Origin of the sequence: Streptococcus halitosis (assembly GCF_023147855.1) — a bacterium.
GTDB classification, from domain to species: Bacteria; Bacillota; Bacilli; order Lactobacillales; family Streptococcaceae; genus Streptococcus; species Streptococcus halitosis_B.
In genome coordinates this window covers 650,619-672,972 of the sequence record NZ_JAHXOP010000001.1, presented here as the reverse complement: position 1 = coordinate 672,972, position 22,354 = coordinate 650,619, and the positions used below count along the sequence as shown (strand labels likewise).

Sequence of the window (22,354 nt, the reverse complement as noted above, 5' to 3'; positions counted from 1 at the left end):
AGATAATACTTAAAAAAACTTTTTATAACAAAGGCTAGCAAGGTTAAAGTTTTCTATCTATTGGGTTTAAAATAAAAAATTAAGGAATTATAATGAAAAAAAGTACGGTATTGTCATTAACTACTGCTGCAGTTATTTTAGCAGCATATGCCCCCAATGAGGTGATTTTAGCAGATGCACCTAGTTCTGAAGATGCTTTAAGAATTTCTGATAAAGAAAAAGTAGTAGCAGATAAAGAAACAAAAAACAATGAACAATCTGAAGATATTCATAATGTTATAGAAACTTCAAAGGATACTGAAGAGAAGAAGACAACAGTTATTGAGGAAAAAGAAGTTGTTAGTAGAAAGTCTGAGATAGACAAAAAAACTAGTAACGAAGTAGAAAGTATCAAAGAAGACTCCAATCAATCCAAAGGAGATGATGCGAACTCATTTGTAAATAAAGATACAGAAAATCCGAAAAAAGAAGATAAAGTTGTCTATATTGCTGAATTTAAAGATAAAGAATCTGGAGAAAAGGTAATTAAGGAACTATCAAATCTTAAGGATACAAAAGTTTTATATACCTATAATACGGTTTTTAATGGCACTGCCATTGAAACAACTCCAGATAATTTGGACAAAATTAAACAAATAGAAGGTGTTTCGTCGGTTGAACGATCACAAAAACTCCAACCAATGATGAATCATGCCAGAAAGGAAATTGGAGTTGAGGAAGCTATTGATTACCTAAAGTCTATTAATGCTCCATTTGGGAAAAATTTTGATGGTAGAGGTATGGTCATTTCAAATATCGATACTGGAACAGATTATAGGCATAAGGCTATGAGGATCGATGATGATGCCAAAGACTCAATGAAATATAAAAAAGAAGACTTAAAAGGCACTGATAAAAATTATTGGTTGAGTGATAAAATCCCTCATGCGTTCAATTATTATAATGGTGGTAAAATCACTGTAGAAAAATATGATGATGGAAGGGATTATTTTGACCCACATGGGATGCATATTGCAGGGATTCTTGCTGGAAATGATACTGAAAAAGACATCAAGAACTTTAATGGCATAGATGGAATTGCGCCTAATGCACAAATTTTCTCTTATAAAATGTACTCTGACGCAGGATCTGGGTTTGCGGGTGATGAAACAATGTTTCATGCTATTGAAGATTCGATCAAACACAATGTCGATGTTGTTTCGGTATCATCTGGCTTTACGGGAACAGGTCTTGTAGGCGAGAAATATTGGGAGGCTATTAGAGCATTAAGAAAAGCTGGAATCCCAATGGTTGTTGCTACAGGTAATTTTGCGACTTCTGCTTCAAGTTCTTCTTGGGATTTAGTAGCAAATAATAATCTAAAAATGACAGATACTGGAAATGTAACACGAACTGCTGCACATGAAGATGCGATAGCGGTCGCTTCTGCTAAAAATCAAACAATTGAGTTTGATAAAGTTAACATAGGTGGACAAAGTTTTAAATACAGAAATATAGGTGCTTTTTTCGATAAGAATAAAATCCTAACAAATGAGGATGGCTCAAAAACTCCAAATAAATTAAAATTTGTATATATAGGCAAAGGTCAAGACCAAGATTTGATAGGCTTGGATCTTAAGGGCAAAATTGCAGTAATGGATAGAATTTATACCAAGGATTTAAAAGATGCTTTTAAAAGAGCAACGGATAAAGGCGCACGTGCCATTATGGTTGTAAATACTGTAAATTACTACAATAGAGATAATTGGACAGACCTTCCAGCTATGGGATATGAAGCGGATGAAGGAACTACTAGTCAAGTATTTTCAATTTCAGGAGATGATGGTGTAAAATTATGGAACATGATTAACCCTGATAAAAAAACTGAAGTCAAAAGAAATAATAAGGAAGATTTTAAAAATAACTTAGAACAATACTATCCAATTGATATGGAAAGCTATAATTCTAATAAACCAAATGTAGGTGATGAAAAAGAAATTGACTTTAAATTTGCAGCTGACACAGACAAAGAACTTTATAAAGAAGATATTATAGTCCCAGCAGGGTCCACATCTTGGGGACCGAGAACAGATTTACTTTTAAAACCGGATGTTTCAGCACCAGGTAAAAATATTAAATCTACTCTCAATGTCATTAATGGTAAATCAACTTATGGTTATATGTCAGGAACTAGTATGGCGACTCCAATCGTAGCAGCTTCTACTGTTTTGATTAGACCGAAGTTAAAGGAAATGCTTGAAAGACCTGTATTGAAAAATCTTAAGGGAGATGACAAGATAGACCTTACAAGTCTTACAAAAATTGCCCTACAAAATACAGCGCGACCTATGATGGACGCAACTTCTTGGAAAGAAAAAAGTCAATACTTTGCATCACCTAGACAACAGGGAGCAGGTCTAATTAATGTTGCCAATGCTTTGAGAAATGAAGTCGTCGCGACTTTCAAAAACACGGATTCTAAAGGTTTGGTAAACTCTTATGGTTCTATTTCTCTTAAAGAAATAAAAGGAGATAAAAAATACTTTACAATTAAGCTTCACAATACATCCAATAGACCTTTAACCTTTAAAGTTTCAGCATCAGCGGTAACTACAGATGCTCTAACTGATAGACTAAAACTGGATGAAACATATAAAGATGAAAAATCTCCGGACGGGAAGCAAATTGTTCCAGAAATTCACCCAGAAAAAGTCAAAGGAGCAAATATCACATTTGAGCATGACACTTTCACTATAGGTCCAAATTCCAGCTTTGATTTAAATGCGGTTATAAATGTTGGGGAAGCAAAAAATAAAAATAAATTTGTAGAATCATTTATTCATTTTGAGTCAGTGGAAGAAATGGAAGCTCTAAACTCCAACGGGAAGAAAATAAATTTCCAACCATCTCTATCGATGCCTCTAATGGGATTTGCTGGGAATTGGAACCACGAACCAATCCTTGATAAATGGGCCTGGGAAGAAGGGTCAAAATCAAAAGCGATGGAAGGTTATGATGATGATGGCAAACCAAAAATTCCAGGTACCTTAAATAAGGGGATTGGTGGAGAACATGGTATAGATAAATTTAATCCAGCAGGAGTTATCCAAAATAGAAAAGATAAAAATACAACATCTCTAGATCAAAATCCAGAATTATTTGCTTTCAATAACGAAGGAATCAACGCACCATCATCAAGTGGTTCTAATATTGCTAAAATTTATCCTTTAGATTCAAATGGAAATCCTCAAGATGCTCAACTTGAGAGAGGATTAACACCTTCTCCACTTGTATTAAGAAGTGCAGAAGAAGGAATGATTTCAATAGTAAATACAAATAAAGAGGGAGAAAATCAAAGAGACTTAAAAGTCATTTCGAGAGAACACTTTGTTAAAGGAATTTTAAACTCTAAAAGAAATGATGCAAAGGGAATCAAATCTTCTAAGCTAAAAGTTTGGGGGGACTTGAAATGGGATGGACTCATCTATAATCCTAGAGGGAAAGAAGAAAATGCACCAGAAAGCAAGGATACCAAAGATCCTGCTACTAAGATAAGAGGACAATTTGAACCGATTGCAGAAGGTCAATATTTCTATAAATTTAAATATAGATTAACCAAGGATTACCCATGGCAGGTTTCCTATATTCCTGTAAAAATTGATAACACAGCTCCTAAGATTGTTTCAATTGATTTTTCAAATCCTGAAAAAATTAAGCTGATCACAAAGGATACTTATCACAAGGTAAAAGATCAATACAAGAATGAAACTCTATTTGCGAGAGATCAAAAAGAACATCCTGAAAAATTTGACGAGATTGCAAACGAAGTTTGGTATGCTGGCGCCGCTCTAGTTAATGAAGATGGAGAGGTTGAGAAAAATCTTGAAGTAACTTATGCAGGTGAGGGTCAAGGAAGAAATAGAAAACTTGACAAAGACGGAAATACCATTTATGAAATTAAAGGTGCAGGAGATTTAAGAGGAAAAATCATTGAAGTCATTGCATTAGATGGTTCTAGCAATTTCACAAAGATTCATAGAATTAAATTTGCTGATCATGCTGATGAAAAGGGGATGATTTCCTATTATCTAGTAGATCCTGATCAAGATTCATCTAAATACCAAAAGCTTGGAGAGATTGCCGAATCTAAATTTAAAAATTTAGAAAATAGAAAAGAGGATAGTCTTAAAAAAGATACAACTGAAGTAGAACATCATCAAGAAAATGAAGAATCTATCGAAGAAAAATCTAGCTTGACTATTCATAAAACGATTTCAACAATTAGAGAGTTTGAAAGTAAAGACTTGAAAAAACTCATTAAAAAGAAATTTAGAGAAGTTGATGATTTTACAAGTGAAACTGGTAAGAGAACAGAGGAATACGATTATAAATACGATGATAAGGGAAATATCATTGCTTATGACGATGGTAGTGCCTTACAATATGAAACTGAAAAACTTGACGAAATCAAATCAAAAATTTATGGTGTTCTAAGCCCGTCTAAAGATGGACACTTTGAAATTCTTGGAAAGATAAGTAATGTTTCTAAAAATGCCAAGGTATATTATGGTAATAAATATAAATCTATAGAAATCAAAACGACCAAGTATGATTCGCATTCAAAAACGATGACATTTGATTTATACGCTAATATTAATGATATTGTGGATGGATTAGCTTTTGCAGGAGATATGAGATTCTTTGTGAAAGATGATGATCAGATAAAAGCTGAAACTAAAATTAGAATGCCTGAAAAAAATAAGGAAACTAAGACAGAATATCCCTATGCATCAAGTTATGGGAATGTAATAGAATTAGGAGAAGGAGATCTTTCAAAAAATAAACCAAACAATTTAACGGACATGGAATCTGGTAAAATCTATTCTGATTCAGAAAAACAACAATATCTGTTAAAAGATAACATTATTCTAAGAAAAGGCTATGCACTAAAAGTGACTACCTATAATCCTGGAAAAACGGATATGTTAGAAGGAAATGGAGTCTATAACAAGGAAGATATAGCAAAAATCCAAAAGACCAATCCTAATCTAAGAGTCCTATCAGAAAAAATAATTTATGCTGATAGTAGAAATGTTGAAGATGGAAGAAGTACTCAATCCGTATTAATGTCGGCTTTGGACGGCTTTAACATTGTAAGATATCAAGTGTTTACCTTTAAAATGAATGATAAAGGGGAAGCAATCGATAAAGATGGCAATCTTGTAACAGATCCTTCTAAACTGGTATTATTTGGTAAGGATGGTAAAGAGTACACTGGAGAAGATAAGTCCAACGTCGAAGCTATAAAAGAAGATGGCTCTACGTTATTTATTGATGCAAAACCAGTAAATCTTTCAATGGACAAGAACTACTTTAATCCATCTAAATCTAATAAAATTTATGTACGAAATCCAGAATTTTATTTAAGAGGTAAGATTTCTGATAAGGGTGGTTTTAACTGGGAGTTGAGAGTTAATGAATCGGTTGTAGATAATTATTTAATCTATGGAGATTTACACATTGATAACACTAGAGATTTTAACATTAAGCTTAATGTTAAAGACGGTGACATCATGGACTGGGGAATGAAAGACTATAAAGCAAACGGATTTCCAGATAAGGTAACAGATATGGATGGAAATGTTTATCTTCAAACTGGCTATAGCGATTTGAATGCGAAAGCGGTTGGAGTACATTATCAATTTTTATATGATAATGTCAAACCTGAAGTAAGCATTGATCCAAAAGGAAATACTAGTATCGAATATGCTAATGGAAAATCTGTAGTCTTTAACATCAATGATAAAAGAAATAATGGATTCGATGGTGAGATTCAAGAACAACATATTTATGTAAATGGAAAAGAATACAAATCATTTGATGATATTAAACAACTAACAGATAAGACACTAAACATTAAGATTGTTGTGAAAGATTTTGCAAGAAATACAACCGTAAAAGAATTCATTTTAAACAAAGATACGGGAGAGGTAAGCGAATTAAAACCTCATACGGTGACTGTGACCATTCAAAATGGAAAGGAAATGAGTTCAACGATAGTGTCGGAAGAAGATTTTATGTTACCTGTCTATAAGGGTGAATTAGAAAAAGGCTATCAATTTGATGGTTGGGAAATTTCTGGTTTCGAAAGTAAAAAAGACGCTGGCTATGTTCTTAATCTATCAAAAGATACCTTTATAAAACCTGTATTCAAGAAAATAGAGGAGAAAAAGGAGGAGGAAAATAAACCTACTTTTGATGTATCGAAAAAGAAAGAAAAAACACAATCTAATTCAACTAATGATGTCAACAGTATTGTTTCTGATGAAAATGATAAAAATTTTGAAATTAACAAGAACGTTTATCTAAATGAACAAGGGAACTTAACTAATAAAAATACCAACATCAATAGTAAATCAACTAGTAACAATCCTAATGAGTTGCCAAAAACCGGAACAGCAAGCGGAGCCCAGACACTATTAGCTGCCGGAATAATGTTTATAGTAGGAGCTTTTCTTGGATTGAAGAGAAAAAATAAAGATTAAGACAAAAGCTATAGAAAAAATGGTTTATGTACTGAGATTAGATAGTGAGGTGATGACATAGTTTTGTGAAAGTATTGATTTATAAATATATTATTTAGATTTCTATGAAAATGGGAGATTTAAAAGAGATATATGTAAAAGCCTTGTCTCAGGACAGGCTTTTTCTAATGGAGATGAAAATTTCTTGACATCTATTCTCAGAGTGCTATACTAAAAGGGTAATCGCCGATTTAGCTCAGTTGGTAGAGCAACGCACTCGTAACGCGTAGGTCACAGGTTCAAGCCCTGCAATCGGCAGAATCAAGAAGCCCTAATGGGCCTCTTTTTTTGTAAATATAGGAAAGGTGGAACATATGAGATGGGTTCTGTTTAACGTCTGTGTCTCCTGCTTATAAATAAAAACTAAAATTTATATTTTGTGGTATAATATATATTAACAAGCACTTGTTTTTGTTCCGTTTTAGAGGACTAGAGGCTGTTAATCATTTTAGAATTTTTTGCATAGATTTTCTAAAAATTATAAAAATCCATGGATAATAACGGATGAAGTCTCGCAAGCTTGGCTGAATATAAATCAAAAAGGAGAAAATTATGAATAAGAAAGAATGGGTAAAACAATTTGAGGAGGCGAATGGTCGCAAGCCGACGGAATCAGAATTAGCAGAGGCGCAGTCAACTAAAAAGTTTGCGAGAGGAGCTAGAAATATCAAGATCTATATTGGGATAGTCCTCGCTGTTTTAGTTACTCTAATCCTAGTAAGTGTTTTCTCGCATTCTCTGATTGGAAAGAAAGAGTCAAATCAAGCATCGTCTGCCGTTTCAACTACAGAGTCAACAAGTCAATCGTCTACAAGCCAAGGGAAAACAGATGAGACTGATAAGGATAAACAAGAGGAAATCCAAAAACTCAAGGATCAACTGACTGCTTTAGATACCAAAATTACGGAAGCAGAAGCACTTGTTAGCAAGCTAAAGAATGAAGCTGCCGTTCCAAAACTAGATATTGAAGCAATCAAGAACAATGATTTGTCTAGTTTAGAAGGCACTTGGCGTAGTCAATCTGGTAATGAATACATTATTAATGATTCTGGAGAAGTAGATGCGACTTGGTTTACAAATGATCAAAAGTACGAATCTGTAGTTGGATTAAAGGTATCAAAAGGTCAAGATAGTCGTAATCCTGAGACAGCTTCTATCAGTGCGTGGGTAAAAGATTCTGTTGCTGGAGGATTTGTAGTAGTGGCTGTGCCAAGTGGAGTTGTTATGCAACCTGCTGATGATGGAAAGATTACAGATAAAAGCAATCATGCTGAAGAAAGACTACTTTCGGGCCAAGAGTATGGATCGATGTTAATGAAACCAGAAGATGTTTACTATCGTGTGAAACCAGATACCAGTAAACTTGAGGAAGCAGAAAAGAACTTAGCCCAACTACAAGCGGATCGAGAAGCAATCAAATCTTCTCTAGAATCTAAGGAAAAGAAAAACTAGATGGTATTTGTTCAAAAATACTGTTACAATCGGCAGAATCAAGAAGCACATTAGGGCTTCTTTTTCTTTTATCACTACTATTCAACCACTTAGACAGAGATATTGACCAGATAGGCAAAAGGGCTTGTTCTTGAAAAAATCCTCTGCTATAATGATTCATGTAAGGGACGTAAGGGGTCAGTATCAGACAACTCAAGTCAATAAAAAAAGAAAATGGAGACAAAAAATGAAAAAATTATTGGGACTTGTATTCTTAGTAGCTGCAGCGATAGTATTGTATTTCGGATCTGTTGGATGGCCAAGTTTGGATGTCAACCTCTGGTCACTGATTCCAGTTGGCTTGTTCCTCTATTTCACGCTAGAAAATCTTTTGAAAAAAGACTACAAGGCTAGCTTGATGTGCTTGATCATCGCCTTTATCATTGCAAATGCTATTTTTGATCTGTTGCTAATTTCAAGTGGTTTGGTGATTGGTGCCGGTGTGCTAGCTTGTGTAGGACTTGGTTACCTCTTTCCTGATAAAGATAAAAAAGAAGGCAAATAAAAAGTCTCGAGATTTCTCGAGACTTTTTTACTGACCAGCGTAATATTTTTGGATCCCCTTTACGATGCCTGCGACCAGTTTATCTTGGTAGTGGCTATCTCTGATTTGTTGGTTTTCGGAGAAATTATCCATATAACCAAGTTCTAGGAGAACGGCTGGTTTGGCTGTTTCGCGTAGGACAGCAAAGCTGCTCTCCAACAGACCAGCATCCTTAGCTCCTGTTTCTGCAAGAAGAGAGGAGTGGATAGCAGCAGCGAGGCGTTTGCTTTCACTCATACGATCAGGGTGATTGTGCCAGTATTTATTAATCTTACTTGGATAATCAGGTTCATCGCTATAGGAGTAGGTTTGTATACCGCTCGCTTTTGAGTAGGTATTACCAGTAGCGTTGAAGTGAATACTGATAAAAATATCAGAGTTGGTCTTATTAACCATACGAGAACGTTCGGTAACAAAATCAACGTCAATATCACTATCACGAGAAGTGAGGACCTTGTATCCTAGTTCTTCTAACTTAGCGCGAAGTTTGCGATAGATTTGCATATTGAGATCTTTTTCAGCGACATTGTAGTAGAAGGCACCTGAATCTTGACCACCATGCCCAGGATCTAGGAAGATAGTATTGCTGTATTGACCTTTTGTAAATCCACCTTCAGTTGAAACTTCAGAAATCCATTGGCCATATTTTTGGAACAAGTGTTCCTTGCCGTCTATCTTGTAAGTTCCTGAAACATAATGTCCACTATCATCCAGATAGTAACGAGCCTTGTAATAGTCGTCGTAAATCCACTCATTCTTGGCCATATAACCGCCAGACTTGAGGTAGTATGCTCCAATCCACTCCTGATTTGCATAACGGCCATCCGCTTTTAGATAGAACCAGCTATTGTAGGATTTATCAAAAATCCACTCTTTTTCCGCCATGGCTCCACTGGCTTTGAGGTAGTAGCTTCCTTGCCATTTATCTGCTAGCATTCCCCCATCATGAGTAAAAGAGTACCAAGAGCCCTGGATTTTTTGCCATTTGTCTTGGACGTATCTCCCTGAACCGCTAGCATAGAACCAAGTATTCTTGATTTTGACCCAGTTGTTCTCAGCCAAGGCACCACTCTTCTTAAAGAGGTAGCCCTTGAAGGTTGTTTCGCTAAGCATCCTTCCTTCTTTGTCAAAATAGTACCAAGTACCATTGATTTTCTCCCATTTGTCTTGAGAGATTTTTCCTGACGGCAGAACGTAGTACCAAACGTGATTGACCTCTTGCCAACCGTGTGATGCCATGGCTCCACTTTGACCCAAGAAATAGCCATCAATGCTTGTATTGCTCAGCATGCTTCCAGTTTGGTCAAAATAGTACCAAGCACCATTGATTTTTTTCCAAGCATTTTGAGTTAATCGTCCAGAAGGAGCAGCGTAATACCATTGATTCTCCCATTTAGTCCAGCTATTTTCCACCATGGCACCCTCTTGGTCAAAGGCATAACCCTTATAGATAGTGGACTGGAGACGGTCACCATTTTGGTCGAAGTAGTACCATTTGCCTTGAATTTTTTCCAGTTCACTGCAGGTTGGTCATCTTGGTAGAAGCGCCAGTGGTAGTTTTCTTGATACCAGCCCTCCTTTTTGGGTTTGGCTTCTTGCGCATCTACTTTTGGAAGAACTTCGGGTTCTGTATTCTCCTTAACAATAGCATCTTTTTGATCATCTTTGGATTGCTTTTCTTTAACAGCAGAAGGAGTTTGTGATTGGTTTTCTTCTGCAGAGACGGGTGCTAGAGTAGATCCTGCTATTGACAGAATCAGAGCACTGGCAAGTAGTAACTTTTTCACTTTCTATTTCCTAACTTTTTCTTTTTCCCTTTTAATCTTTATTTTTTATCAATTATCAAACTGAACTTCTTCTAGTAGATACTCGATAAAGCGTTCGCCCATCTTAGACAGGCTGGTTTTTTCATGCTGGATATAGACCAGTTCAATCGGGTCGTCAATGTCCAGCGGAATGGAAACGATATTATCTCCGTTGAGGTTGCTGTTCAAAATCCCTGTTGCAATGGTGTAACCATCCAAACCAATCAAAAGGTTAAAGAGGGTGGCACGGTCACTGACTACGATGGATTTCTTGTGGTGCTCTTGTGAAAGAATCTCCTCTGAAAAGTAGAAGGAGTTGTGCGTCCCCTGGTCATAACTCAGATAAGGGAAGTCTTCCAAATCAACCAGTTTGACCTTGTCTTTTTTAGCTAGAGGGTTGGTCTTGCTAACAAAGATATGGGGTTGAGCGGTAAAGAGGTGGTGCGCTAGCAGGTGATTGTCATCTAGCATTTTCGTTAAAACATCACGGTTGTAGCTGTTTAAAAAGAGGACACCGACCTCACTACGGAAGTTCTTGACGTCGTCGATAATCTCCCAGGTCCGAGTTTCACGTAGGAAGAGCTCGTATTTTTCCATATCACTTTTCTTGAGCAGAGAGACAAAGGCATTAACTACAAAGGCATAGTGCTGAGAGGAAACGCTGAAAAGTTCGCGGTGGGCGACAGGATTTTTATAACGTTCCTCCAGAAGTTGGGTTTGCTCAACGACCTGACGAGCATAGGAGAGAAACTCCATCCCGTCACGGGTTAAGGTAATGCCCTTGGGATTGCGGATAAAGATTTCAATGCCCATTTCATTTTCCAAGTCTCGAACGGCATTTGAAAGACTGGGTTGGGTGATAAAGAGTTGCTTGGCTGCTTCATTCATAGAGCCAGTTTCGACAATTTTGATAATATAGTGTAGTTGTTGAATTCTCATGTTTTTATTGTACCACACTTGCGGAAGAATGGGCAATGAAGACGAAGAAAATAGGGGGGAAAGAGCCGGTCCAGTATTGAAAAAAAGTCTAGAATCTGCTAAAATGGAAGCTATGAAAACATTCTATGATGTGCAGCAATTTCTCAAACAGTTTGGCATTATTGTTTACATGGGGAAGCGCTTGTATGATATTGAACTGATGAAGCTCGAACTCTCTCGGATCTATGATGCAGGTCTCATGGACAAGCTAGATTACTTAGAAGCGGAAGCTGTTCTCCGCAGGGAGCACAAGATAGAATTAGACTATATTGAGAAAAATGGAGAAATGAACTAATGGTTACTTGGATTTTGTGGGCACTTATACTGGCAATGGTGGCATGGATGGGCTATAACTACCTTCGTATTCGTCGTGCGGCTAAGATTGTGGACAATGCAGAATTTGAAGCCTTGATTCGGAAAGGGCAATTGATTGATGTCCGTGAACCAGCAGAATTTCACAGAAAACATATCCTCGGAGCTCGCAATATTCCTTCAAATCAGTTGAAGTCAAGCCTTGCAGCCCTTCGCAAGGATAAACCTGTCCTTCTCTACGAAAACCAACGTGGACAACGAGTGACCAATGCAGCACTTTATCTGAAAAAACAAGGTTTTTCTGAGATTTATATCCTTTCTTATGGATTGGATTCTTGGAAAGGGAAAGTGAAAACGAGCTAACATTCTATTAAAAACTGTCGAATGATAGATAAAGCTAGCATTTTAAGGTATCATCATTTATATTAAATTTAAGGAGATTTTATAATATGAATTCACAACAAAAGAAAAAACCTTCACTTATTTTAGGTATCTTATCTATCGTCCTTGGTTTGCTATCTCCGATAGTGGGTCTGATTTTGGGGATCATAGGATTGGTCTTGGCTTTTTCGTACCAAAAAGAATCTGGACTAGACTATAAAACAGAAAAGATTCTCAATATCGTAGGACTTGTAGTTTCTGTCCTTAACTGGATTGCAGCCATCGCATTAGTTTTTAGATAAGTAAAAACAAAAAAAGCTTTAAATTTAAAGCTTTTTTCTTTTATCCACTTTTCTCTAAGTAGTTTTTAATGATTTCCAATTCCTCTGGATTCAAGGGACGGAATTGCCCTTCTACTAGTTCTAGGTCTAATGTAAAATCACCGAATTGGACGCGTTTTAGGGCAGTCACCTTGACACCAACTGATAGAAACATCTTCTTGACTTGATGAAATTTGCCCTCAGAGATGGTGATGGAGGCACGGCTCTCTGTTGGGCTTGCGGACAGAATGTCTAGTTTTGCAGGTTTACAAGTAGTCCCATCTAAAAAGACAATCCCATCTTTGAATTTTTGGATATGTTCTGGTGTGAGCAGTCCGTTGACCACCACTTGATAGGATTTATCGACATGGTACTGGGGATGAAGGAGCTGAAAACCAAGAGGTCCATTGTCTGTCAGAAGGAGCAGTCCCGTCGTGTCACGGTCTAATCTGCCGACAGCATAGAGCTGGTCAGACTGGATGTCAGGTGGAAGGAGGTCCATGACGGTTGGTAGGTCCTTATCCTGACTGGCTGTCACCACTCTACCTGGTTTATGAAGCATGAGGTAGGTGTGCTTGTATCCTTGAATCTGCCGTCCTTGAAAAACTAGTTTCTGCAATCCAGTATCGACATTTTGAGCGAGGGAGTTGGCTGGACAATCATCTACTAGGATTTCTTTTTTCAGGAGTGCCTGTTTCATAGCCTTGCGACTGATCATTTCTTGGGCTAATAATCTATCTAAACGCATACCAGCTTATCTTATCATAAGTCTCTGACTTTGAAAAGAGTTGCCTTGACTAGAAAAGTAGAGTGAAAACATTTACACTTAGCTGAACTGTGATTTTTGAATGAGACTGTGGTATAATTGTTCAGTTAGAAATAAAAATTTAAAATATTAGAGGAAATCATGACAAAATTAAGAGAAGATATCCGTAACATTGCGATTATCGCCCACGTTGACCACGGTAAAACAACCCTCGTTGACGAATTATTGAAACAATCTGAAACTCTTGATGCACGTACTGAATTGGCAGAGCGTGCTATGGACTCAAACGATATCGAAAAAGAGCGTGGAATTACCATCCTTGCTAAGAATACAGCCGTTGCTTACAATGGAACTCGTATCAATATCATGGACACACCAGGACACGCGGACTTCGGTGGAGAAGTTGAGCGTATCATGAAAATGGTTGACGGTGTTGTCTTGGTCGTAGATGCCTACGAAGGAACCATGCCACAGACTCGTTTCGTATTGAAAAAAGCCTTGGAACAAGACCTTGTTCCAATCGTGGTTGTCAACAAAATCGACAAACCTTCAGCTCGTCCAGCAGAAGTAGTGGACGAAGTCTTGGAACTCTTCATCGAGCTTGGTGCAGATGATGACCAGCTTGATTTCCCAGTTGTTTATGCTTCAGCGATTAACGGAACATCTTCCTTGTCAGATGATCCAGCTGATCAAGAAAAAACAATGGCGCCAATCTTTGACACCATTATCGATCATATCCCAGCTCCAGTAGACAACTCAGATGAGCCTTTGCAGTTCCAAGTGTCACTTTTGGACTACAATGACTTCGTAGGTCGTATCGGTATCGGTCGTGTCTTCCGTGGTAGTGTGAAAGTTGGAGACCAAGTTACCCTTTCTAAACTAGATGGTACAACGAAGAACTTCCGTGTCACAAAACTCTTTGGTTTCTTTGGTTTGGAACGTCGTGAAATCCAAGAAGCCAAAGCGGGTGATTTGATTGCCGTATCCGGTATGGAAGATATCTTTGTTGGTGAAACTATTACTCCGACAGACGCCATTGAACCTCTTCCAATCCTACACATCGATGAGCCAACCCTTCAAATGACCTTCTTGGTCAACAACTCACCATTTGCAGGTCGTGAAGGAAAATGGGTGACTTCTCGTAAGGTGGAAGAACGCTTGCAGGCAGAATTGCAAACAGACGTTTCCCTTCGTGTTGATCCAACGGATTCACCAGATAAATGGACTGTTTCAGGTCGTGGAGAATTGCACTTGTCAATCTTGATCGAAACCATGCGTCGTGAGGGTTATGAGCTTCAAGTATCTCGCCCAGAAGTTATCGTAAAAGAGATTGACGGTGTTAAATGTGAACCATTTGAACGTGTTCAAATCGATACTCCAGAAGAATACCAAGGATCTGTTATTCAAAGCCTTTCTGAACGTAAGGGTGAAATGTTGGATATGATTTCAACTGGTAATGGTCAAACTCGTTTGGTCTTCCTTGTTCCAGCGCGTGGTTTGATTGGATACTCAACTGAGTTCTTGTCAATGACTCGTGGTTACGGTATCATGAACCATACCTTCGACCAATACTTGCCATTGATCCCAGGGGAAATTGGGGGACGTCACCGTGGTGCCCTTGTTTCCATCGATGCTGGTAAGGCTACAACTTACTCAATCATGTCTATCGAAGAACGTGGTACAATCTTTGTCAACCCAGGTACTGAGGTTTACGAAGGAATGATTATCGGTGAAAACTCTCGTGAAAACGACTTGACAGTTAACATCACCAAGGCTAAACAAATGACCAACGTCCGTTCAGCTACTAAGGACCAAACAGCGGTTATCAAGACACCTCGTATCTTAACCCTTGAAGAGTCTCTTGAGTTCTTGAATGACGATGAGTACATGGAAGTAACACCTGAGTCTATCCGTTTGCGTAAGCAAATCCTCAACAAGGCAGAGCGTGAGAAAGCCAACAAAAAGAAAAAATCAGCTGAGTAACAGCTAGGAAAGAGATAAAGATGGTCTATTTAATCATAGGGATACTCTTATTACTACTCTATGTATTTGCGACACCCCAAAGTATCAAAGGAACAGTCAACATCGTTATCTTGGTCTTTGTAGTTGTTGCACTCTTGATTTTGCTGATGTTGTCCATCTTGCAAATCTTCCAATTACCGACAGAATTCTTTGTCACAATCGCCATGCTTGCCCTTGCCTACTTTAGCTTGAGAGATATTACACTCATGCCTGTAAAAAAGGGTAAAAGAAGATAAATAGAAAGAGAGCTGCGGCTCTCTTTTTCGATTTAAAATAAGATTTTTAAGACTTTCCTTAGGTGATTACGGACGGTAGCGACTTTCTTCGAAATTCCATACCTAAACTTTGAGCCTATAGTCTCAAAGTTTCCGAATGCCTGAAATCTATTGTTTTCAGGCATTTTTATCACAACGGAAAGTCTAAGATTCCGTTTCTTGCAAAAAGGAATAAACCTAAAAATATTTTGTTCAAGTGAGTTTTTTTCCACATTTTAAGAGCTCTATATTGTTATAGAAGTTTAAAAAGTTAGTCCAAAAAAATATAATTATATTTTGCTAAAATCTATTGACAATTTATCATAATGGTGATAAATTTGCGATAATAGAAACCGATTTCATACTCTGAAATCTTACCTCCTGAAATCAATTTTCACCACAAGGAGTCTACTATGAAGAAACTATTCATATTATTATCAACTTTTTTTCTCAGCTTCTTCCTTGCTTGGATTATTGTCCTACGTGCGCCACAATATTTATATGCAAGCTATGATTCCGTTTCTTTGCTTCGTGTCAAAAAAGATACTCAGGAACCGACGCGTGAGGTATTTGAACAGGAATTGGAGAAGTTTGTAAACTCAGAACAGAGTTTAATAGCTAGAAGAATCGTAGAGCCGAGTAAGGATGGGACGACTCACTTTACTTATGCAACTTATGGTAAGGGAACATTACCAAAAGAATTCCAAGAAGCTAGCCAAGAAAGTCGTGAACGTAGTGATCCACTAAATAGTTATCTCATTTTATCAGGCTCCTTGACGAAAGAAAAGCTAGCCGATAAATTAGGAGATTTGGGTTATAAAGCAATTCCTGACCGAAAGACACCGCCCTATACTCTTGCTTTTAGAATGTTACTAATTCCCCTTATTTTAATTAGTTTAGCGATATTTGGCTTATCTTTCTTTGCTCTGGTGATTATTACTCGGATTAAGGAAATGAGAGCAGCAGGTATAAAACTCTTTTCTGGTCAGACTCTCTTATCCATCATGGGGCATTCTTTATCTACTGATATCAAATGGCTCCTTCTATCAGCCCTCCTTTCCTTCCTAGGTGGGGGAGTCGTTCTTTTTAGTCAAGGTTTGTTTTATCCTATCTTGTTAGCTACCTATGGTTTTGGGATTAGTTTCTATCTGTTGTTTTTATTGGCGATTTCAATTTTACTAATGCTTCTTTATCTAATGAGTTTGAGTTACAAAGCATTAGTTCCTGTTATTAAGGGAAGATTACCCCTTAAACGCTTGATGACTTTAACCCTATTGTGTCAGTTAGTAGCTGTTTTTACAGTAGGCTACGCTGTTAAGACAGGTTTGACGTCTTACCAACGATTGAAAGAACTTGAAATTTCAAAACAAGCATGGAAGGATAGAGCAGACTATTACCAGATTTCTTTTGGCTTAGGTGATAGAGTAAAAGATACAGAAAATCAGAGCAAGTGGTATGCCTTTGCCAAGGAAGCAATCGAAGAAGAACAGGCTCTATTTGTAAAAGATAATCTCATTCATTTTGCAAATCCTCAAGGAAAAAATGAAAAAGGGGAAACACTGGATACCTATAGTCCAGATGCTAATGTTCTCTATGTCAGTCCAAGTTATTTGGACAAGGAAAATGTGTCTGTCAATAATGAGACTAGACAGAAACTAGCTCATCTTCAAAAAGGGGAATTTGGACTCTTATTACCAGAATCTCTTCGTTCACAGGAAGCAGAACTTAAGAAAGTTTTTGAAGAAAGTTTGAACTACTACGGAAAATCAAGCGAGGACCAAGACGCTCCTTTAGAGTATGAAATGAGAGCGATTGTTAGCTATCTTCCAACAGGAGAAAAGCGGTTTGTTTATAATAACGGTGAAAGTCCAGTATCCGTCCAGTACTTAACCGATCCGATTTTAGTTGTGTTCACTCCTACATCTACAGGTGATAGTTTCATTTCAAAATCTGTTTGGTCTATTAATGCTGGAAATCGACTCTTTATCAAAGGATATGAGAGTGGACTAGCTCTCTTGAAGGAAGCTGGAATTTATGAGCAAGTATCCTATCTTAAAGAAGGAAGAAGTGTTTATCTAACTCGTTATAATGAAGTGCAAACTGAAACAGCAACTTTAATCTTAGGAGCTATTGTGGGGATAGCCAGTTCCTTGTTACTCTTTTATTCTGTCAATCTTCTATATTTCGAGCAATTCCGTCGAGATATCTTGATTAAACGAATTTCAGGTTTACGATTTTTTGAAACGCATGCTCAGTATATGGTTAGTCAATTTGCCAGTTTTGTATTTGGTGCTAGTCTCTTTATTTTACGCAGCAGAGACTGGGTAATTGGCTTGCTCACTTTATTAGTCTTTCTAGTTAGTGCAGTTCTGACGCTTTACCGTCAAGCGCAGAAAGAATCTCGTGTTTCTATGACCATTATGAAAGGAAAATAGGATGATTGAACTAAAGAATATATCTAAAAAATTTGGAAGCCGTCAGCTATTTTCAGATACTAATCTTCATTTTGAAGGTGGGAAAATTTATGCCTTAATCGGTACAAGTGGCTGTGGTAAGACAACACTCTTGAATATGATTGGACGATTAGAGCCATATGACAAAGGGCAAATCATCTATGATGGCACTTCTCTTAAGGACATCAAGCCTTCTGTTTTCTTTAGAGATTACTTAGGATACTTATTTCAAGATTTTGGCTTAATTGAAAGTCAAACTGTCAAAGAGAATCTCAATCTGGGTTTAGTTGGTAAAAAGTTGAAAGAAAAAGAGAAAATCTCTTTGATGAAACAAGCTCTAAACCGTGTCAACCTCTCTTATTTAGATTTAAAGCAACCTATCTTTGAATTATCAGGAGGAGAAGCACAACGTGTTGCACTAGCGAAGATAATTTTAAAGGATCCACCTTTGATCCTCGCAGATGAACCAACCGCTTCCTTAGACCCCAAAAACTCTGAGGAATTACTTTCTATCCTAGAATCTTTAAAAAATCCGAACCGAACTATTATTATTGCGACCCACAATCCTCTGATTTGGGAACAAGTGGACCAAGTTATTCGAGTTACCGATTTATCACATAGATGATAAAAGATATTAAGTTAGAAGAAAGAGTCACAAATACACTTTGTGGCTTTTTTATTTCCATAAAAATGGTAAAATAGTAGGAGTAGAAATGGAGTTTGAGACATGAAAGTAATCGATCAATTTAAAAATAAGAAAGTACTTGTTTTAGGTTTGGCTAAGTCTGGTGAGTCTGCAGCCCGTTTGTTGGACAAGCTAGGTGCCATTGTGACAGTAAATGACGGCAAGCCTTTTGAGGAAAATCCTGCTGCGCAAAGTTTGCTAGAAGAGGGAATCAAGGTTGTCACTGGTGGGCATCCTTTGGAATTGTTGGATGAAGATTTCGCTCTGATGGTGAAAAATCCAGGTATCCCGTATAGCAATCCCATGATTGAAAAGGCATTGGCAAAGGGAATTTCAGTCTTGACTGAGGTGGAGTTGGCTTACTTGATCTCAGAAGCGCCAATTATCGGTATCACTGGTTCAAATGGGAAAACAACCACAACGACGATGATTGGGGAAGTTTTAACTGCTGCTGGCCAACATGGTCTCTTGTCAGGGAACATCGGCTATCCTGCCAGTCAAGTGGCTCAAACTGCAACAGATAAAGACACGCTTGTCATGGAACTTTCTTCTTTCCAACTGATGGGTGTCCAAGAATTTCATCCTGAGATTGCGGTTATTACCAACCTCATGCCCACTCATATCGACTACCATGGTTCTTTTGAGGCCTATGTGGCAGCTAAGTGGAATATCCAAAATAATATGACAGCAGCTGATTTTCTTGTTTTGAACTTTAACCAAGACTTGGCAAAAGAATTGGCTACCAAAACACAAGCCACTGTTGTACCATTTTCAACAAAGGAAAAGGTTGATGGGGCTTATCTGGAAGATGGTCAACTCTGCTTCCGTGGGGAAGTGGTCATGGAAGCTAGTGAAATCGGTGTTCCAGGTAGCCACAATGTGGAGAATGCCCTTGCGACTATTGCTGTAGCCAAGCTCCGAGGTGTAGACAACCAAACGATTAAGGAAACTCTTTCATCCTTTGGTGGTGTTAAACACCGTCTCCAATTTGTGGATGAAATTCAGGGTGTCAAATTCTATAACGATAGCAAGTCAACCAATATCTTAGCAACTCAAAAAGCCTTGTCAGGATTTGACAATAGTAAGGTCATTTTGATTGCAGGTGGTTTGGACCGTGGCAATGAGTTTGATGAATTGGTGCCAGATATTACTGGACTCAAGAAGATGGTCATCCTCGGTCAGTCTGCAGAACGTGTCAAACGGGCGGCAGAGAAGGCTGGTGTGACTTATGTAGATGCGACAGATATTGCTGATGCGACCCGCAAGGCCTATGAGCTTGCGACAGAAGGAGATGTAGTCCTTCTCAGTCCTGCAAATGCTAGCTGGGATATGTATGCTAACTTTGAAGTACGTGGAGACCTCTTTATCGACACAGTAGCGGAGTTAAAGGAATAATATGAAAAAAATTGTCTTTACAGGCGGGGGGACGGTTGGACATGTCACCCTCAACCTTTTGTTAATGCCTAAGTTCATCGAAGACGGCTGGGAAGTTCACTATATTGGTGATAAACACGGAATCGAACACCAAGAAATTCTCAAGTCAGGCTTGAATGTGACCTTCCATTCCATTGCGACTGGGAAGTTGCGTCGCTATTTCTCTTGGCAAAATATGCTGGATGTGTTTAAAGTTGGTTGGGGAATTGTCCAATCGCTCTTTATCATGTTACGACTGCGTCCAAAGGCTCTTTTTTCTAAGGGAGGATTTGTCTCTGTACCGCCGGTTATCGCAGCGCGAGTGTCAGGAGTGCCTGTCTTTATTCATGAATCTGACCTTTCTATGGGCTTGGCCAATAAAATCGCCTACAAATTTGCGACCAAGATGTATTCGACATTTGAGCAGGCTGCTGGTCTCGCAAAAGTCGAGCATGTGGGAGCAGTGACCAAGGTTTCAAACCAAAAAACTTCAGAACCCGATGAATTGGTGGATATCCAAACTCACTTTGATCCTAAATTGCCAACGGTATTGTTTGTTGGTGGTTCTGCAGGAGCTCGTGTATTTAACCAATTGGTGACGGATCATAAGCAAGAACTGACAGAGCGCTACAATATTATCAATCTCACTGGAGATTCAAGCCTCAATGAGTTGAGTCAAAATCTCTTTCGTGTTGATTATGTGACAGATCTCTATCAACCTTTAATGGAGATGGCAGATGTGGTGGTGACCCGTGGTGGTGCCAATACGATTTTTGAGCTCTTGGCCATGGCGAAACTCCATCTCATCGTACCATTGGGTCGTGAAGCAAGTCGAGGAGACCAGATTGAAAATGCAGCGTACTTTGTTAAAAAGGGTTATGCAGAAGAACTTCAAGAAAGTGACTTGACTTTGGAAAGCTTGGAGGAGAAACTCAGTCACTTGCTTAGTCACAAGGATCAGTACCAAGCTAGCATGAAGGCATCAACTGAATTGAAATCTCTTGCGGATTTTTACGATCTATTAAGAAAAGACCTAGCATAAGGAATATCAATGTCAAAGGATAAGAACAAAGAATCAAACCCTAAGAAAGAATTGTCTGAATGGCAGAAACGAAACCAGGAATACCTGAAAAAAAAGGCTGAGGAAGAAGCTGCCCTAGCTGAGGAGAAGGAAAAGGAAAAACAAGCTCGAATGGGGAAAAACTCTAAGTCGTTAGAGGAAAGTAAGAAGTCATCGAGTGATTCCGACCAGAACGAAACTGTTCCAGACGAAGAATCATCCGAAAAAGAAGAAAAATCTAAAAAGGATGATCCTAAAGTCAAAGAAGAAAAGAAGAAAAAAGAAAAACCAGAGAAACCTGCCAAGCCTAAAATTGCACCTGTTCATATTTGGCGAGCTGTGAGTATCTTGGTACCCAGTGTCCTGGTCCTCCTTCTTTCAGTCTATCTGTTGACTCCACTTTCGACCATCAAAAATATCGAGGTTAAGGGAAATAGTAACACGCAGGCGGATGACATCAAACAGGCTTCTGGGATTCAAGATAGCGACTATACTTTAGCTCTATTGTTGGATAAGGAAAGATACGCTGAGCGAATCAAGTCCAACCATTGGATAGAGTCGGCGAAGATTAACTATCAATTTCCGACTAACTTTACGATTGAGGTTAAGGAATTTGATATTGTTGGTTATTATGTGTCTGGTGAAGAACATTATCCTATTCTGTCTAGTGGTACAGTAGAGTCAACTCCTGTTGAACGCTTAAACTTGCCTGAGACTTATCTGACAGTTACCTTTAACGATGAGCAGCAGGTGAAAGAACTGATAACGGGATTGTCTACCATCAGTGAGGATATCAAGAGTCAAATCCAGAAAATCGAATTAGCGCCAAGCAAGGCAACAGCAGATCTTTTAAAAATTACTATGCTGGACACAGATGAGGTTTTGGTTCCCTTGTCAGAATTGAGCAAGAAATTGCCTTATTACAGCAAAATCAAGCCACAATTGTCAGAACCGAGTGTAGTCGATATGGAAGCTGGAGTATACAGCTATACTATAGCGGATAAGCTGATAGAAGAAGCAGAAGAAAAAGCCAAGCAAGAGGCCAAGGAAGCCGAGAAGAAAAAACAGGAAGAAGAAAAGAAAAAACAAGAAGAACAGGGAAATCAAAGCCAAACGAGCCAGCAATCACAGAGTCGATAGACTAACTTTTCCTCTTGATTTTGAATGGTATAAAAGTCCAGTTTCGAGTTTTTGCTTGACAAGTCCTAGTATAAATAATAGAATAGAAAAAAACCTTTAAAGCAGTCCAGAGAGGCAGCTAAGGTTAGACGGTGAAAGGGTGGACTCTACCCATTTTTCGTGGAACC

The 22,354-nt window shown here is 38.1% G+C and carries 15 protein-coding genes, 1 tRNA gene and 1 pseudogene; 14 read left to right on the top strand and 3 right to left on the bottom strand.

Going from position 1 to position 22,354, the window contains the following annotated elements:
- The first annotated feature begins 92 nt into the window (after nt 1-92).
- The 4 genes from KZX55_RS03320 (at nt 93) to KZX55_RS03305 (ending at nt 8,559) form a co-directional block, all read left to right on the top strand.
- Nucleotides 93-6,524 carry a S8 family peptidase gene (locus KZX55_RS03320; protein WP_248024300.1) on the top strand — a complete coding sequence of 2,144 codons (6,432 nt, stop codon included), beginning with the start codon at nt 93-95 and terminating at the stop codon, nt 6,522-6,524.
- A gap of 224 nt (nt 6,525-6,748) precedes the next feature.
- Nucleotides 6,749-6,821 (top strand) — tRNA-Thr (locus tag KZX55_RS03315).
- A gap of 294 nt (nt 6,822-7,115) precedes the next feature.
- Nucleotides 7,116-8,015 carry a DUF6287 domain-containing protein gene (locus KZX55_RS03310; protein ID WP_033605944.1) on the top strand — a complete coding sequence of 300 codons (900 nt, stop codon included), beginning with the start codon at nt 7,116-7,118 and terminating at the stop codon, nt 8,013-8,015.
- A gap of 226 nt (nt 8,016-8,241) precedes the next feature.
- Nucleotides 8,242-8,559 carry a hypothetical protein gene (locus KZX55_RS03305; protein WP_248024287.1) on the top strand — a complete coding sequence of 106 codons (318 nt, stop codon included), beginning with the start codon at nt 8,242-8,244 and terminating at the stop codon, nt 8,557-8,559.
- A gap of 27 nt (nt 8,560-8,586) precedes the next feature.
- On the opposite strand, the pseudogene KZX55_RS03300 reads toward KZX55_RS03305, so the two are convergent.
- Both KZX55_RS03300 and KZX55_RS03295 read right to left on the bottom strand, forming a co-directional pair.
- Nucleotides 8,587-10,385, bottom strand: a pseudogene (locus KZX55_RS03300) (N-acetylmuramoyl-L-alanine amidase).
- Nucleotides 10,386-10,433: 48 nt separating this feature from the next.
- Complete coding sequence (locus KZX55_RS03295; protein ID WP_248024284.1) at nt 10,434-11,342, bottom strand: LysR family transcriptional regulator; 909 nt, start codon at nt 11,340-11,342, stop codon at nt 10,434-10,436.
- A 103-nt stretch (nt 11,343-11,445) separates the two neighbouring features.
- Here KZX55_RS03295 and KZX55_RS03290 point away from each other — a divergent pair, with 103 nt between their 5' ends.
- The 3 genes from KZX55_RS03290 (at nt 11,446) to KZX55_RS03280 (ending at nt 12,376) form a co-directional block, all read left to right on the top strand.
- Nucleotides 11,446-11,676 (top strand): YqgQ family protein, encoded by a 231-nt coding sequence (locus tag KZX55_RS03290; protein WP_050540635.1) that lies wholly within the window; start codon nt 11,446-11,448, stop codon nt 11,674-11,676.
- Nucleotides 11,676-12,056, top strand: a complete 381-nt coding sequence (locus KZX55_RS03285) for a rhodanese-like domain-containing protein (protein WP_007520409.1) — start codon at nt 11,676-11,678, stop codon at nt 12,054-12,056. Before KZX55_RS03290 ends, KZX55_RS03285 begins: the two co-directional genes overlap by 1 nt.
- 86 nt (nt 12,057-12,142) lie before the next feature.
- Nucleotides 12,143-12,376: a hypothetical protein gene (locus KZX55_RS03280; protein ID WP_007520408.1), complete on the top strand. Its 234-nt coding sequence runs from the start codon at nt 12,143-12,145 to the stop codon at nt 12,374-12,376.
- A 40-nt stretch (nt 12,377-12,416) separates the two neighbouring features.
- Here the strand turns inward: KZX55_RS03280 and KZX55_RS03275 are convergent, their stop codons facing one another.
- Nucleotides 12,417-13,142 (bottom strand): 16S rRNA pseudouridine(516) synthase, encoded by a 726-nt coding sequence (locus KZX55_RS03275; protein ID WP_057488609.1) that lies wholly within the window; start codon nt 13,140-13,142, stop codon nt 12,417-12,419.
- 159 nt (nt 13,143-13,301) lie between these two features.
- Between KZX55_RS03275 and typA the strand changes: the two genes are divergently transcribed.
- The 7 genes from typA to KZX55_RS03240 all read left to right on the top strand — a co-directional run bounded on the left by typA (nt 13,302) and on the right by KZX55_RS03240 (nt 22,187).
- A complete protein-coding gene (gene typA, locus KZX55_RS03270) occupies nt 13,302-15,143 on the top strand; it encodes a translational GTPase TypA (protein WP_000164116.1) in 1,842 nt (613 codons plus the stop codon).
- Between the two features lie 20 nt (nt 15,144-15,163).
- Complete coding sequence (locus KZX55_RS03265; RefSeq protein ID WP_000262659.1) at nt 15,164-15,418, top strand: DUF3165 family protein; 255 nt, start codon at nt 15,164-15,166, stop codon at nt 15,416-15,418.
- A gap of 431 nt (nt 15,419-15,849) precedes the next feature.
- Nucleotides 15,850-17,871 carry a bacteriocin-associated integral membrane family protein gene (locus KZX55_RS03260; RefSeq protein ID WP_007520406.1) on the top strand — a complete coding sequence of 674 codons (2,022 nt, stop codon included), beginning with the start codon at nt 15,850-15,852 and terminating at the stop codon, nt 17,869-17,871.
- 1 nt (nt 17,872) lies between these two features.
- On the top strand, nt 17,873-18,514 hold the full coding sequence (locus KZX55_RS03255; protein WP_000571283.1) for an ABC transporter ATP-binding protein: 642 nt from the start codon (nt 17,873-17,875) through the stop codon (nt 18,512-18,514).
- Nucleotides 18,515-18,616: 102 nt separating this feature from the next.
- Complete coding sequence (gene murD / locus KZX55_RS03250; protein ID WP_248024266.1) at nt 18,617-19,969, top strand: UDP-N-acetylmuramoyl-L-alanine--D-glutamate ligase; 1,353 nt, start codon at nt 18,617-18,619, stop codon at nt 19,967-19,969.
- A 1-nt stretch (nt 19,970) separates the two neighbouring features.
- Nucleotides 19,971-21,029 (top strand): UDP-N-acetylglucosamine--N-acetylmuramyl-(pentapeptide) pyrophosphoryl-undecaprenol N-acetylglucosamine transferase, encoded by a 1,059-nt coding sequence (locus KZX55_RS03245; RefSeq protein ID WP_248024238.1) that lies wholly within the window; start codon nt 19,971-19,973, stop codon nt 21,027-21,029.
- A 9-nt stretch (nt 21,030-21,038) separates the two neighbouring features.
- Nucleotides 21,039-22,187, top strand: a complete 1,149-nt coding sequence (locus tag KZX55_RS03240; RefSeq protein ID WP_248024224.1) for a cell division protein FtsQ/DivIB — start codon at nt 21,039-21,041, stop codon at nt 22,185-22,187.
- Nucleotides 22,188-22,354: the final 167 nt, after the last annotated feature.